The organism is Pseudomonas sp. Z2-11 (genome assembly GCF_054161305.1).
The window spans coordinates 4,269,134-4,281,517 of sequence record NZ_CP096395.1 but is presented as its reverse complement, the minus strand read 5'-3'; the positions used below and the strand labels follow the sequence as shown (position 1 = coordinate 4,281,517).

17 protein-coding genes are annotated in these 12,384 nt (G+C 60.9%); 7 read left to right on the top strand and 10 right to left on the bottom strand.

All coding sequences use genetic code 11. The features are described 5' to 3' along the window. Nucleotides 1-148: 148 nt before the first annotated feature. Genes M1E16_RS18900 through M1E16_RS18890 form a run of 3 tightly spaced genes read right to left on the bottom strand, consistent with a single transcriptional unit; the run spans nucleotide 149 to nucleotide 1,187 of the window. On the bottom strand, nucleotides 149-484 hold the full coding sequence (locus M1E16_RS18900; protein WP_434572837.1) for a hypothetical protein: 336 nt from the start codon (nucleotides 482-484) through the stop codon (nucleotides 149-151). Next, entirely contained in the window at nucleotides 481-870 is a 390-nt protein-coding gene (locus tag M1E16_RS18895) for a phage holin family protein (RefSeq protein WP_305499799.1), read from the bottom strand. Before M1E16_RS18895 ends, M1E16_RS18900 begins: the two co-directional genes overlap by 4 nt. A gap of 2 nt (nucleotides 871-872) precedes the next feature. Continuing rightward, nucleotides 873-1,187: a DUF883 family protein gene (locus M1E16_RS18890; RefSeq protein WP_434572838.1), complete on the bottom strand. Its 315-nt coding sequence runs from the start codon at nucleotides 1,185-1,187 to the stop codon at nucleotides 873-875. Nucleotides 1,188-1,514: 327 nt separating this feature from the next. On the opposite strand from M1E16_RS18890, the gene M1E16_RS18885 reads away from it, so the two are divergent. Further along, nucleotides 1,515-2,723 carry an ammonium transporter gene (locus M1E16_RS18885; protein WP_458128120.1) on the top strand — a complete coding sequence of 403 codons (1,209 nt, stop codon included), beginning with the start codon at nucleotides 1,515-1,517 and terminating at the stop codon, nucleotides 2,721-2,723. Nucleotides 2,724-2,731: 8 nt separating this feature from the next. Here M1E16_RS18885 and M1E16_RS18880 read toward each other — a convergent pair whose 3' ends face one another. After that, nucleotides 2,732-4,444: a cation:proton antiporter gene (locus M1E16_RS18880; protein ID WP_458128119.1), complete on the bottom strand. Its 1,713-nt coding sequence runs from the start codon at nucleotides 4,442-4,444 to the stop codon at nucleotides 2,732-2,734. Between the two features lie 189 nt (nucleotides 4,445-4,633). Between M1E16_RS18880 and M1E16_RS18875 the strand changes: the two genes are divergently transcribed. The 3 genes from M1E16_RS18875 (at nucleotide 4,634) to M1E16_RS18865 (ending at nucleotide 6,247) form a co-directional block, all read left to right on the top strand. Then, a complete protein-coding gene (locus tag M1E16_RS18875) occupies nucleotides 4,634-4,873 on the top strand; it encodes a glutaredoxin family protein (RefSeq protein WP_434574141.1) in 240 nt (79 codons plus the stop codon). Between the two features lie 91 nt (nucleotides 4,874-4,964). Beyond that, a complete protein-coding gene (locus tag M1E16_RS18870) occupies nucleotides 4,965-5,285 on the top strand; it encodes a transcriptional regulator (protein ID WP_434572844.1) in 321 nt (106 codons plus the stop codon). Between the two features lie 71 nt (nucleotides 5,286-5,356). Beyond that, nucleotides 5,357-6,247, top strand: coding sequence for a pseudouridine synthase (locus M1E16_RS18865; protein ID WP_434601390.1), 891 nt, complete (start codon nucleotides 5,357-5,359; stop codon nucleotides 6,245-6,247). 77 nt (nucleotides 6,248-6,324) lie between these two features. Here the strand turns inward: M1E16_RS18865 and M1E16_RS18860 are convergent, their stop codons facing one another. Both M1E16_RS18860 and mobA read right to left on the bottom strand, forming a co-directional pair. Further along, nucleotides 6,325-6,546 (bottom strand): YgdI/YgdR family lipoprotein, encoded by a 222-nt coding sequence (locus M1E16_RS18860; protein ID WP_025212647.1) that lies wholly within the window; start codon nucleotides 6,544-6,546, stop codon nucleotides 6,325-6,327. A 75-nt stretch (nucleotides 6,547-6,621) separates the two neighbouring features. After that, nucleotides 6,622-7,224, bottom strand: a complete 603-nt coding sequence (gene mobA / locus M1E16_RS18855) for a molybdenum cofactor guanylyltransferase MobA (protein ID WP_458128118.1) — start codon at nucleotides 7,222-7,224, stop codon at nucleotides 6,622-6,624. Nucleotides 7,225-7,302: 78 nt separating this feature from the next. On the opposite strand from mobA, the gene moaB reads away from it, so the two are divergent. Beyond that, complete coding sequence (gene moaB / locus M1E16_RS18850) at nucleotides 7,303-7,842, top strand: molybdenum cofactor biosynthesis protein B (RefSeq protein ID WP_458128117.1); 540 nt, start codon at nucleotides 7,303-7,305, stop codon at nucleotides 7,840-7,842. A 22-nt stretch (nucleotides 7,843-7,864) separates the two neighbouring features. Then, entirely contained in the window at nucleotides 7,865-9,052 is a 1,188-nt protein-coding gene (locus tag M1E16_RS18845; RefSeq protein WP_458130343.1) for a molybdopterin molybdotransferase MoeA, read from the top strand. A 51-nt stretch (nucleotides 9,053-9,103) separates the two neighbouring features. Here M1E16_RS18845 and M1E16_RS18840 read toward each other — a convergent pair whose 3' ends face one another. Together M1E16_RS18840 and M1E16_RS18835 are read right to left on the bottom strand one after the other, a co-directional pair. Beyond that, nucleotides 9,104-9,412, bottom strand: coding sequence for a hypothetical protein (locus M1E16_RS18840; RefSeq protein ID WP_305499812.1), 309 nt, complete (start codon nucleotides 9,410-9,412; stop codon nucleotides 9,104-9,106). A 109-nt stretch (nucleotides 9,413-9,521) separates the two neighbouring features. Then, nucleotides 9,522-9,716, bottom strand: coding sequence for a hypothetical protein (locus tag M1E16_RS18835; RefSeq protein WP_434601389.1), 195 nt, complete (start codon nucleotides 9,714-9,716; stop codon nucleotides 9,522-9,524). A 30-nt stretch (nucleotides 9,717-9,746) separates the two neighbouring features. Between M1E16_RS18835 and yegS the strand changes: the two genes are divergently transcribed. Next, a complete protein-coding gene (gene yegS, locus M1E16_RS18830; RefSeq protein ID WP_434697247.1) occupies nucleotides 9,747-10,664 on the top strand; it encodes a lipid kinase YegS in 918 nt (305 codons plus the stop codon). Here the strand turns inward: yegS and M1E16_RS18825 are convergent. Then, nucleotides 10,648-11,307, bottom strand: coding sequence for a response regulator (locus M1E16_RS18825; protein WP_458128116.1), 660 nt, complete (start codon nucleotides 11,305-11,307; stop codon nucleotides 10,648-10,650). The genes yegS and M1E16_RS18825 overlap by 17 nt on opposite strands. Further along, on the bottom strand, nucleotides 11,304-12,197 hold the full coding sequence (locus M1E16_RS18820) for a sensor histidine kinase (protein ID WP_458130342.1): 894 nt from the start codon (nucleotides 12,195-12,197) through the stop codon (nucleotides 11,304-11,306). Before M1E16_RS18820 ends, M1E16_RS18825 begins: the two co-directional genes overlap by 4 nt. Nucleotides 12,198-12,384: the final 187 nt, after the last annotated feature.

Genomic DNA, 12,384 nt, shown 5'->3' with positions numbered 1-12,384 from the left:
GGTGAGTCGATGCCCTAGCTTCCCGGTTCGGGACGCGTCCTGCAAGGGCCGCAGGCATCGACCTGTTGTACCCGGGTGTCGCACGGACGGCTCAATCGGGCCGTTCCAATGGAAAGGCCCGTTCAGGGTCGGTTCGCGGACACGGCCGTCAGGGTTTGCGTACAGTCTTGGCCAGCTTGATCAGCGGTAGCAGCGCGGTTGCCAGCCGGATCAGTCGCGAGAAGCCACCTGAGCGTCCGCTTCGGGTCCGCTTGCCGCCGAGGAAGCCGAGCAAGGACACGGCGGCCACGCCCCAGAGTGACGCATGCTTCAGGCCGAAGCCCTCATGCCAGCTTTGCGTAAAGCCGCGCACCCGTTGCAGCGGGTGCAGCAGTTGCCGGGTTTCCTGGCGAATTTCCTGGCGGTGCATCTCCATGCGCAGGCGCACCAGCGCCTTGCGCATCTCCTGCCGGGTACGGGCTTGGGGAATATCGGGCCGACTCATGGCAACAGGCGCTCCCGGTCGTTGGCGAGTTCTTCGAGGGTGGCATGGAAAGGCGAGGACTCATCGAAAATCGCTGCCTTGAGCCGAAGCCCGCAGAACAACGCCGCCAGCAGATAAAACAGGCAGAGGCCGATGATTCCCGCGAGGCGATAGGTATCCCACACCAGAATCAGCACCAGTGCGGACAGCCCCACCAGCAGCAGCAAACCGAAAACCAGCGCAAGCCCGGCAAACAACAACAGGCTGACGGTGCGGGCCTTCTGCTCCTGCAATTCGATGCCGAACAGTTCGACATGACTGTGCAGCAAGCCGAGGAATGCCGCGCCCAGGCGCCGAGCGGTAGGCTTCGTGCCCGATTCGGGCGAGCCGGATTCGTCGATGCCCATCATTAGCGCCGTGTCGCCAGCAGTCCGATCAAAAAGCCCACGCCCGCAGCGATGCCGACCGATTGCCAAGGATTGGCCTGCACATATTCTTCGGTGGCAATCACTGCAGCCTGACCGCGCTCGCGTACCGAGTCTTCGGTCAGTTGGAGGGTTTCACGGGCGCGCAAAAGGGTTTCGTGGATCTGGCTGCGCAATTCGTCAGCCTGATCACCAGCCAGGGTCGCCGTGTGGTCCAGCAACCGTTCGGTGTCCTTGACCAGCGTCTGGAAGTCTTCCTTCAAGGTTTCTTGAGCAGTCTTTGCCTGGGTTCTGGCCATTGGTGCATCTCCGTAAGTGACGTCTGAAGCGTTCGAGTATGAGCCTTGCCGGAAGGTTCAGTGAAACTGCTGGTACAACTTTTGCTCTGGCATCCGCCATGTACTGGTGCGTCAGCATGCGCCGGTGCGCTGAAGCTGGGCAAAAGCCAGCAAAACCTTAACTCAAATAATCAAAACCCGCGAAGCACCTCGCTGCGTAACGTCGCGACAGCGGCTTTCGTGCACCAAAGCGGCTCGCAGGGGAGTGCGGCGTTTCAACTTGGTGCGTCGGCCGCTCGAATGAACCGCTTTGGTGCCTTTTCAACTTTCTTCAGGTCTGCCAACACCATGGAAAATCTGCAAAGCGCCGTGGACAGTCTGGTCCACAGCTCCAACACGCTGTTCATCCTGCTCGGTGCGGTCATGGTTCTGGCCATGCACGCCGGCTTCGCGTTCCTTGAAGTAGGCACCGTCCGGCAAAAGAATCAGGTCAATGCGTTGTCGAAGATTCTCAGCGATTTCGCAGTGTCGACCCTGGCCTATTTCTTCATAGGCTACTGGATTTCCTACGGCGTGACATTTTTGCAGCCGGCGGCGGTGCTCAGCGCCGATCACGGCTACAGCCTGGTGAAGTTTTTCTTCCTGCTGACCTTTGCCGCCGCGATCCCGGCCATTATTTCCGGAGGAATCGCCGAGCGTGCCCGGTTCGTACCGCAGTTGTGCGCCACGGTGCTGATCGTAGCGTTCATCTACCCGTTTTTCGAAGGCCTGGTCTGGAATGGCAACTACGGCCTGCAAGCCTGGCTGCAAGCCCGTTTCGGCGCCAGTTTCCATGGCTTTGCCGGCTCCGTGGTCGTGCATGCCATGGGCGGCTGGCTGGCATTGGCCGCGGTACTGTTGCTCGGACCGCGCAATGGCCGCTACCGGGACGGGCGCCTGGTGGCGTTCGCGCCTTCGAGCATCCCGTTCCTGGCGTTGGGCTCGTGGATTCTTATTGTCGGCTGGTTCGGTTTCAACGTGATGAGTGCCCAGACGTTGCCTGGAGTCAGTGGGTTGGTGGCGGTCAACTCGTTGATGGCAATGGTCGGCGGGACCGTGGCGGCCTTGATCATCGGGCGCAACGACCCCGGCTTCCTGCATAACGGCCCGTTGGCCGGGTTGGTGGCGGTCTGTGCCGGTTCCGACCTGATGCATCCGGTGGGTGCGCTGGCGACCGGAGCCATCGCGGGCGGGCTGTTTGTCTGGTGTTTCACCGCGGCCCAAGGCAAGTGGAAAATCGACGACGTGCTCGGGGTCTGGCCCCTTCATGGCCTGTGCGGCGTCTGGGGTGGCATTGCCTGCGGCATTTTCGGCCAGCAAGCCTTGGGTGGCCTGGGCGGCGTCAGCCTGGTCAGTCAACTGGTCGGCACCGCGTTGGGCGTCGTCATTGCCCTGGTTGGCGGGTTCGCGGTTTATGGCGCGATCAAGTTCGTGCTGGGCCTGCGGCTGACCCAGGAAGAGGAGTACTACGGCGCCGATCTGTCGGTCCACAAGATCGGTGCCGTCAGTCAGGACTGAACACTGCGCTACGGTTCCTTGTCCTGGTTGCCGGGGTAGAACCCGTGCAGCAGGCCATAGCGTTCGTGACGAACCTGATCCACATGATGCCGGACACGCTGCTCCGGCAGCCCGAGCATGACCAGCGCGTGAGAGGCGAGCATCAGGCTCGACTCAAGCAGTTCCGGGACCACTTCGGTCGCTCCGGCGGCCTGCAGTTCGGCCAGTTGGCTGTCGTCCCGAGTGCGCACCAGAATCGGTACCTGCGGGTTGACGCGTCGGGCTGCCCTGAGCACGGTCAGCGCGATGTCGGTCTTGTCGACCGCAATGACCAGCAGCCGGGCGCGGCTCAGTCCGACGGCGGCCAGCAGGTCTGCCCGGCGTGAGTCCCCGTAATGTACGCAACGCTCATCGACCGTGGCTTCCTGAATGATCACCGGGTCGTCGTCGAGGGCGACAAAGGCCAGGCCTTCGCGGCGCAGGAACCGCCCGATGGATTGGCCCACCCGACCATACCCGCAGATCACCACATGACCCGACAAGCCTGCATTGAGCTCGCTGATCTGGTCCAGTTGTGCTTCCTGGTTGGGTTTGCGGTGCAGGCGCGCGGCAATCGCCGGCGCTGCACGCAGCAAAAGCGGGGTCAGCAGCATCGAGCAGAATGTCGCGGCCAACAGCAGGCCGCCGATGTCGGCGGGCATCAGGCGGTTCTGCTGCATCAATGCCATCAGGGCAAAACAGAACTCGCCACCCTGAGCCAGGGCCAGCCCGCTGCGCCACGCGGTTTCGCCGTCGCTGCCGCGCCACTTGACCAGTGCGGCGACCACGCAGCCCTTGATGATCATCAACCCGAGGGTCAACCCGAGTATCTGCAGGCCATTGTCGATGAACAGTCGAAGGTCGATCAGCATGCCGATGCTGACGAAAAACAGCCCCAGAAGAATGTCGCGGAACGGACGTATATCGGCCTCGATCTGGTGCCGGTAATGGCTTTCTCCCAGCAGCATGCCGGCCAGGAATGCCCCCAGGGCCGGTGACAGGCCGAGCAGGTGCGTCAGCCATGCGGTGAGCAGTACGATCACCAGCGCCAGCAGCACGAACAGTTCGGCGGACCGGGACGCGGCTACTTCATGGAACAGTCGGGGCAGCAGCCAGCGGCTGGCAAGCAGCAGGCCGCCGAACAGCAGCAGAGTCTTGCCCAAGGTCACGGGGAGCGCCCAGTACCAGGCGTACTCGCTGCTGCCGGCAAAGACCGGCACCAGGGTCAGCAGTAATACCGCAACGACATCCTGGAACAGCAGCACACCGATAGCGTTCTGGCCGTGACTACTGAAAATTTCTCCCAGGCTGGTCAGCTCCTTGCTGACGATGGCCGTGGACGACAGCGCCAGCCCGGCGCCCAGGAGCAGTGCCGCCAGCGCCGGGGCACCGCAGATCACCAGCACGCCCCCCAGCAGCACCCCCGAACACACCACCTGCAAACTGCCGAGGCCGAACACCACCCTGCGCAGTTCGAGCATCTTCGACAACGAGAATTCCAGCCCCAGCGAGAACAACAGGAAGACCACGCCGAGCTCGGCCAGATCCGGCAATTCCTCGCTGTCGTTTACCCAGTCCAGGGCTGTGGGGCCGACCGCCAGCCCGACGCAGAGGTAGCCGAGTACCGGTGGCAGGCGCAATCGCCTGAACAGGGCGATGACTACCAGGGACGAGGCTAGGATGATCAGCAGGTTGGCGAACAAGAGGAACTCCGTTTCAAGACGCTGACATCCAGCTTAGGAGAGAAAATATGTCGAGCATTGCCGAAAAGACATTTGAGCTCAATGATTTGCGTCAGCGTTTTACTGAAACATGATGAGCCACGGTACGCCGCTCGACGGCCACGTGGAGCGAGCCTAGAATGATCGTCTATTTTTTCGGGTCTACCTGCCATGCCGCCTGAATGCCAGTTGTTCGGCACCCTGGGGTGCCACCTGTGTGAAGTTGCCGAGGGCGTGCTGATGCCTTTCGTCGAGCATGGCCTCTTGGTAGAACTGGTGGATATCGCCGAAAGCGAGGCCTTGTCCGAAGCCTATGGCTTGCGCATCCCCGTGCTCCGTCGGATCGATACAGGGGCGGAGCTGGACTGGCCCTTCGATGACCCTGATCGGGTTGCGGCGTTTCTGCGTTGATACCTTCCATCGCCTGAGTCCATCCACCGCCATTGGCGAAATGACATTCTTCGGTTACTGTATGCCCATACAGCAATCCGGAGTGCGTCCCTTGGTCAATGTCGAACAATTGAAAAACAGCGTGAACAGGATGTCCGCGGACGTTGTGCGCGAGGCGGTCCTGGAGTTGCGCCTGGATGGTCTGGTAACCGAAGGCAAGACACCCTTCAACAAGCTGCATTTCAACACCTGTTTTGCCGAGATCGAAGCGTTGTTCCAGCGTGCCGGTTACCACAAGCAATTGGACGTGGTGGGTTACCAGGGGCTGTTGTATGCATTGTACGACCCGGGACGTTGGGAGGCAGTCGAGGTGCTGCGCTGGTTGAAGGAGTTCACCGAGGCAGCGGAAAAACCGACATCAATTCGCGCATGAGCCAATAAGCACTGTGCCGGCTTGTGCGAGTGGCGGATAATACCGGCCCCGTAAACGCTCAAGAGTTTTTAATGTCCGGTTCATCATTTTCCGCCGCCCACCATCAGGCCAGCACACTGTACTTGCCGCCTGGCTCCTGGCAGACGGTGCTGGAATGTCTTTGCGAGCATTTCAGCACGATCAGCCGCGAGCAGTGGCTGGACCGGATTGTCCGAGGGCGGGTGTTGGACGGGGAGGGGCGGGCGATCGGTGTTGACCTGCCCTATCGCGAAGGCATGCGGATCCACTATTTTCGCGAAGTGCCCGATGAAAAACCGATCCCGGTGGTGGAGTCGATTCTCTACGTCGACGAGCATCTGGTGGTGGCGGACAAACCGCATTTCCTGCCTGTCACGCCGGCGGGGGAATACGTGGAGCAGACATTGCTGCGCCGTTTGATCCGGCGCCTGGACAACCCCCATCTGGTGCCCTTGCACCGTATTGATCGGCACACGGCCGGGCTGGTCTTGTTCTCCGCCAATCCGCAGACGCGTTCGGCTTATCAATCGTTGTTTCCGACGCGGCGAATCGAAAAAAGTTATGAAGCCATTGCCCCCGCACTGCCTGGAGTGGCTTTTCCGTGTGTGCACAGAAGCCGGATGATCGACGGCGAGCCTTTTTTCCGAATGCAGGAGGGGCCAGGCGAGCCCAATACCGAGACGGCCATGGAGGTGCTTGAGAGGAACGGCGACCTGTGGCGGTACGGCCTGTATCCGGTTACCGGGAAAAAGCACCAGCTGCGGGTGCATATGAGTGCCTTGGGGGCTGGCATCTGCAACGATCCGTTTTATCCCGATGTGATTAGGGATGCCCAGGATGACTATGCCAACCCGCTCAAGCTGTTGGCCAAGAGATTAGGTTTCATCGATCCGATCACGGGTCAGGAGCGGGTCTTCGAGAGTGATATTGCCCTGCGCTGGTAGCCATCGCACTTTCCGCCAGGCATTAAAAAGCCCGCAATGCTTGCGGGCTTTTTTCTATCTGGCTGTAACGCTGAAGATCACAGGTCTTTAACGGTACGAACCTGGTCCTTGTTCACGCGAGTCTGCTTGCCGTCCAGTTGCTCGAATTCGTAGAAGCCGCTGTCTTCGTCGTATTTTGGCGTGTCGACGGCCTGGATTTCGCGACCGTCATTCAGGGTAATCACTGTTGGCGATGCACACCCGGCGAGAGTGGCGAGGCCCAGCGCGAGCATGAAAGTGGCGAGGGTCCGTTGAGTCATGGTGTTTCTCCGAAATGGATTCTTCAAGTTACTGACCGTAAGACGTATACATCGCATGTTAGTTCCTGGCTAGTGTCAATCTGACACGCCTGTATGCCGGGCCAGCAGTTCCGGCGTATTGAGATTGGCCAGCCGGGCATCGTTGGCCGGGCATTGCAAGGCGACGGCGTGCAGTCTGCGCATGATGCGGCCGGGACTGCGTTCGCCTTCGTCCCAGGCCCTTTCAAAGTCTGCTGCCAGGAGCCGTGGGATGATGCATAACAACGGCTCCCAATGCTCACCCTGACGCACCATCAACGGCTTGCCGGGATGGCGGCTTGCCGTTTCGCGCATGCTGTCGAGCAGGCTTGAGTCGATTTGCGGGACATCACAAGGCAGTACCAGCAAATACGCATGTCGCGCCACCTTGAGACCCGCCCGGATGCCTGCCAATGGCCCGGGAAAATCCCCTTCGGCATCATGCACCAACTGATCGGCATACAATGCGTAGCGCTCCGGGTTGCGGTTGCAAGAGATGATCAGATCGTCGCTCAGGGCCCGGGTCCGCCGATGAAGGTGGGCAATCAACGGTTCGCCTTGCCATTCCAGCAGGCCTTTGTCCTGGCCTCCCATGCGTTGTCCGCGGCCACCCGCCAAGAGCAGGATCGAGCAGGCTGGCAAGGGATCGTTCGAGGTCATGATGTGTCTCCGCACAGGCGAAAAAATGGGGCGCTGTGATATAACACCGGGCTGTTTCCCCTACAACTGGACGAGCCTATGAAAGCCAAGGCTGATGTACCTTTCGTACCGCTCAATATCGCGGTGCTGACTGTCAGTGATACCCGTACTCTGGAAACCGACACGTCGGGACAGGTTTTTGTCGACCGCCTCACGGAGGCTGGGCATAACCTTGCGGCCCGGGTACTGCTTAAAGATGATCTGTACAAGATCCGCGCACAAGTCGCCACCTGGATCGCCGAGGACGTGGTGCAAGTGGTGTTGATCACCGGTGGCACCGGTTTCACCGGTCGCGACAGCACGCCCGAGGCCGTTACGTGCCTGTTGGACAAGCAGGTCGATGGTTTTGGTGAATTGTTCCGGCAGATATCCGTGGCGGACATTGGCACTTCTACCGTTCAGTCCCGGGCGCTGGCCGGCCTGGCCAACGGTACGTTGGTCTGTTGCTTGCCGGGTTCGACCAATGCGGTGCGTACCGGATGGGACGGGATCCTGGCCGAACAACTGGACGCGCGCCATCGGCCGTGTAATTTCGTCGCCCATCTGAAACAGGCTGCCCCTTGTGAATCTCGTGGGTAAACCGGGCAAGGCCGGCGCCCTGATGGCCGTCGAGGTCGCGCTGGAGCGTTTGCTCGAGATGGCGGCAGCCACGCCCATCACTCAGCATGAGCGCGTGCCGCTGGCTGAGGCGCAGGGGCGAGTATTGGCCGAGGACCTGGTCTCGACACTTGACCTGCCGCCCTGGCCCAACAGTGCGATGGACGGCTACGCCTTGCGCCTGAATGACTGGAGCGGCGAGGCGTTGGTCGTCAGTCAGCGGGTTTTCGCCGGGCAGGCTCCAGACGCTCTCGCCGCCGGTACCTGCGCGCGTATCTTCACGGGTGCGCCGGTCCCGCCGGGTGCCGATTGCGTCGAAATGCAGGAAAACGCCATTGTCGACGATGATCAGCGGGTAAGATTCACCCAGCCCATGGTCAGCGGACAGAACATTCGACCTCAAGGGCAGGAAACAACCATCGGGGAGCGAGTCCTCGACGCCGGCACCCGCCTGGGTCCGATCGAGTTGGGTCTAGCGGCATCCCTGGGGTGCGCATCGCTGCCAGTGGTGCGCAAAGTACGCGTTGCGGTGCTGTCGACCGGTGACGAACTGGTGGAGCCTGGTCAGAACCTGGGTCCAGGCCAGATCTATAACAGCAATCGTGTCCTGCTCTGTAGCTGGTTGCAGCGCCTGGGTTGCGATGTTGTCGACGCAGGTATCCTGCCCGATGATTTGCCCGCTACGCGTCGCTGTCTGGCCGGGCTGTCGGATGTCGACCTGATCCTTTCCACCGGCGGCGTATCGGTGGGGGAGGCGGATTTTCTCGGCGTTGCATTGCACGAAGAAGGCGAGTTGACGCTCTGGAAGCTCGCTATCAAGCCTGGAAAGCCGCTGACGTTCGGGCACTTCCGTGGCCTGCCGGTAATAGGCCTGCCGGGAAATCCCGCTTCTACGCTGGTGACCTTTGCACTGTTGGCTCGGCCTTATCTGCTGCGGCGCCAGGGCGTTCAGTCAGTGGCGCCCCTCAAGTTCAAGATACCTGCAGGCTTCACCTGGCCGAAGGCGGGCTCTCGCCGAGAGTACTTGCGAGGTCGCATTGAAAACGGTCAGGCGATCATCTACCGCAACCAGAGCTCAGGTGTCCTGCGCAGCGCCGCCTGGGCCGAGGGGTTGGTCGAAGTCCTCGAAGGGCGAACACTGGTCCAGGGTGATGAAGTGAGCTTCATTCCCTTGAGCGAAGTGCTGGATTAATCCTGGCAACGTTGTCCGCCCCGAGTGAGTAACCGTGCCTTATGCCGGCCTTTATCGCGACAGCAACGTCACCACCTGATCGAAGCGGCTGTTCGCCACCCAGCCCAGCAGGCCGACCACCACTGCGGCTGCGCCGGCCAGATAGGCGAGCCGGTGTCGGACCGCTTTCACATCGGTACGGATTTCATCCATGTCCCTGCGGATGTATTTGAGGTGAGTTTCCAGTTCAACGACGCGCGGTTCCAAATCAATTCCTCCTACGGGATTAATGCAACTTTTGCCTTCGTTCTGCTTATCGGCCCGCTCGCTCCTGAGCGGGCCAAATTGCCGGGGGGACAATTTGAATTCATGGCCGGGCATGAGACGTTCCTCCGCGGTGTCCATGAGCCTTCAAATGATTGGTCCTGGCCCTGCGGGCCTTGCATCCATCCATGGGTTATTCATCCTTGTCTATTGGGTGTTTTTCGATTCAGCGCAACAGAATGCCAAGGTGTTCCAATACGGCTGGAGGGTCAATTGAGCTGATTCGCCAGATCTTGTAGGAAAAGTCCTTGAATGAAGGGTTGCCGAGAAGAGGCAGTCCGCCGCCTCCTTCGAGGTGCTGGGTCTTATTTTGTATAAATTGAGCAGCGCCGGGCTTTTTCGGCTGAATGAGCGGTCCCATTTCCTGAACCTTCCAATGACGGAGACAACGATGAGCAAAGGCAAGGCGCTACTGATCCTGCACGGCAAGCAAGCGCTCAACGAAGAGGTTCGCGCGGCAGTGATGCTCAAGCGCAAACAGGGCTGGGACCTGGCGGTACGGTTGACCTGGGAAGCTGGGGATGCCCGGCGATGCGTCGACGAAGCACTGGATGCCGGTTACACCCGATTGATCGCCGGCGGCGGTGACGGAACCCTGCGCGATATCGCCGAGGCGATGGTCCAGCGGCCTGGCGATGCCAGCCTGGTGTTGCTCCCCCTGGGCACTGCTAACGATTTTGCCCGGGCGGCCGGCGTCCCGTTGGAGCCGGACCAGGCCCTGGATCTGCTGGATGTCACGCCCAGGGCGATTGATGTGGGCGAGGTCGGCGGCTGTATTTTTCTGAACATGGCGACGGGCGGCTTCGGTAGCCAGGTGACCGCCAATACCTCCGAGGACTTGAAGAAAGTCCTTGGGGGCGCCGCTTATCTGTTTACCGGCCTGTCGCGTTTCAGCGAGTTGAGCGCAGCCTATGGCGAACTGCAGGGCCCCGATTTTCACTGGCGCGGCGACTTGCTGGCGCTGGGCATCGGCAATGGTCGGCAGGCGGGTGGGGGGCATTTGCTCTGTCCGCAGGCGTTCGCCGACGACGGTTTGCTCGATATCAGCATCCTCCCGGCGCCTCAAGAGGTTGTCAGTACGCTCAAGGACCTGCTGGCCGGTGGCCTGGGCATAGACAACATGTTCGTACGAGCGCGTTTGCCCTGGGTGGAAATCAAGGTGGCGCAGGGCCTGGACATCAATCTGGATGGCGAGCCGTTGCAGGTCGACGATCTACGTTTCACCGTGCGCCCGAAAGCGCTACGGGTGCACCTGCCGTCGGATTCGCCATTGCTGGAGGGTGCGGCGCTGCTCAATCATCCAGGCTGATGATCTGTTCGCGGACCGCAAACAGTACCAGTCCGGCCACGTCATGGATCTGCAGGCGCTTCATGATCTGGGCCCGGTGCGTTTCCACGGTCTTGATGCTCAGGCTCAGGCCGTTGGCGATTTCCCGGGTGGACTTGCCACGAACGATCAGCCGCAAGATCTCCAGCTGGCGCGCCGTCAGGTTGTGGTTCTGGGCTGGATCGGGCTGATGTTTCTGAACGCGGGTCAGCGCCTGGTTGATCACGGTATGGGCAATGGCCGGGCTCAGGTAGCGTTCGTTGTTGCGCAACGCGTCCAGGGCGTGCGCCAGCTCGGTGGCAGTGGTGTCCTTGAGCAGGTAGCCATGGGCTCCTGATTCCAGCGCCTGCATGATCAGCGCGGGGTCGGTGTGCATGGACAGGATCAGGACCTTGCTCTGGGGGCGCACTTTCCTGAGCTGTTGCAAGGCTTCCAGGCCGCCGGTGTCCTTCATGGAGATGTCCAGCAGCACGATATCGGGGTTGAGCCGTTCTACCAGTTCCGGCAGTTGTGCGCCGTCATTGGCTTCACCGACGACGGCGTAGCCAGGGAGATCCAGGACCAGGGCGCGTACACCGGCCCGGATCAGCGAGTGATCGTCTACCAGAAGCAAATTACAAGTCAATGGAGAACCTTATTCTTACTGGCCCGCTCAAGGACACGAGGTGCCCAGGGAAAACGAGCTTCGATATGCGTGCCTTTACCGGCCTCGCTGGTGACTTTGAGGGTGCCGCCCAACTGTTCGACGCGTTCCGACATGCCGGCCATGCCGCGCTGTCCTTCGCGGGCGGGGTGGCTGGCCGGGACGAATCCCTGGCCATCATCGCTGATCAGCAACGTCAGTCCTTCAGGAAGCCGTTGCAGGCGCACCAGCAGATTGCTCGCCTGAGCGTGGCGCAACATGTTGGTGACCGCTTCCTGGGTGATCCGAAAGGCGGCGACGGTCATTTCGTCCGGGATGCCGGTCATGCGCTGCTGGCAATCGAGGCTCCATTTCACCGGCGTATTGGCCAATGTCTTGAGTAGATGAGCGCGAAGACTGGCTTCGAGCCCGAGGCTGGTCAACTGCCTCGGATTGAGGATCGCCGAGACATCACGCACTTTGTTCAGGGTTTCGTCCAGGGTGTCGCTCAATACGCTGCATTGGCCTTGCAAGTCTTCCGGCAGGCGGCGCTTGAGCCATTCGCTCTGCAGTTTTGCCGCGGTCAGCAGTTGGCCAATGTCGTCGTGCAGTTCGCGGCTGAGCCGATGACGCTCGTTTTCCTGGACCTCCAGCAGTCGGTCAGCCAGTTCCTGCGGCTGGAACTTGATGGACTTGCGCGACAGTCGATAGTGGACCCAGACACAGGTCAGCGCCGCACCATTGAGCACCAGCAAGCCCAACGGCAGCGGATGGGCCAACAAGTAGGCCAGCAGGCAACCGAGGGTCGAGCAGATGCACAGCAGCAACGTGAACCGGCGGGCGTTTTTTCGGGACGGTGGCCAGGTGATAAGTGACTTGAAGCTGGCGTGCATAACGGATGGAGCCAATGAATGTTCGCTGCGGGCAGGCCGGTCAGCGCATCTGACGGGCCGGGTCGGGTAAACGTTTCAGGTCGGGGACGGCTTCAGTGGGCGGTCCCTTGCGCCGCTGTCGTCAGCGACTGACGCGAGATAGTACCACTTCGGTTTTCGTTGGTCGCGCCCGGCTGGCGGCAGCAAG

Bases quoted from the DNA above. Each gene is read 5' to 3' on its own strand.
- M1E16_RS18845 (WP_458130343.1), top strand. From the start codon at position 7,865: ATGGCCGTCGAGGTCGCGCTGGAGCGTTTGCTCGAGATGGCGGCAGCC.
- M1E16_RS18890 (WP_434572838.1), bottom strand. From the start codon at position 1,187: ATGGCCAGAACCCAGGCAAAGACTGCTCAAGAAACCTTGAAGGAAGAC.
- M1E16_RS18885 (WP_458128120.1), top strand. From the start codon at position 1,515: ATGGAAAATCTGCAAAGCGCCGTGGACAGTCTGGTCCACAGCTCCAAC.
- M1E16_RS18840 (WP_305499812.1), bottom strand. From the start codon at position 9,412: ATGCCCGGCCATGAATTCAAATTGTCCCCCCGGCAATTTGGCCCGCTC.
- M1E16_RS18865 (WP_434601390.1), top strand. From the start codon at position 5,357: ATGTCCGGTTCATCATTTTCCGCCGCCCACCATCAGGCCAGCACACTG.
- M1E16_RS18900 (WP_434572837.1), bottom strand. From the start codon at position 484: ATGAGTCGGCCCGATATTCCCCAAGCCCGTACCCGGCAGGAGATGCGC.
- M1E16_RS18860 (WP_025212647.1), bottom strand. From the start codon at position 6,546: ATGACTCAACGGACCCTCGCCACTTTCATGCTCGCGCTGGGCCTCGCC.
- M1E16_RS18895 (WP_305499799.1), bottom strand. From the start codon at position 870: ATGGGCATCGACGAATCCGGCTCGCCCGAATCGGGCACGAAGCCTACC.
- M1E16_RS18875 (WP_434574141.1), top strand. From the start codon at position 4,634: ATGCCGCCTGAATGCCAGTTGTTCGGCACCCTGGGGTGCCACCTGTGT.
- M1E16_RS18820 (WP_458130342.1), bottom strand. From the start codon at position 12,197: ATGCACGCCAGCTTCAAGTCACTTATCACCTGGCCACCGTCCCGAAAA.
- mobA (WP_458128118.1), bottom strand. From the start codon at position 7,224: ATGACCTCGAACGATCCCTTGCCAGCCTGCTCGATCCTGCTCTTGGCG.
- moaB (WP_458128117.1), top strand. From the start codon at position 7,303: ATGAAAGCCAAGGCTGATGTACCTTTCGTACCGCTCAATATCGCGGTG.
- M1E16_RS18835 (WP_434601389.1), bottom strand. From the start codon at position 9,716: ATGGGACCGCTCATTCAGCCGAAAAAGCCCGGCGCTGCTCAATTTATA.
- yegS (WP_434697247.1), top strand. From the start codon at position 9,747: ATGAGCAAAGGCAAGGCGCTACTGATCCTGCACGGCAAGCAAGCGCTC.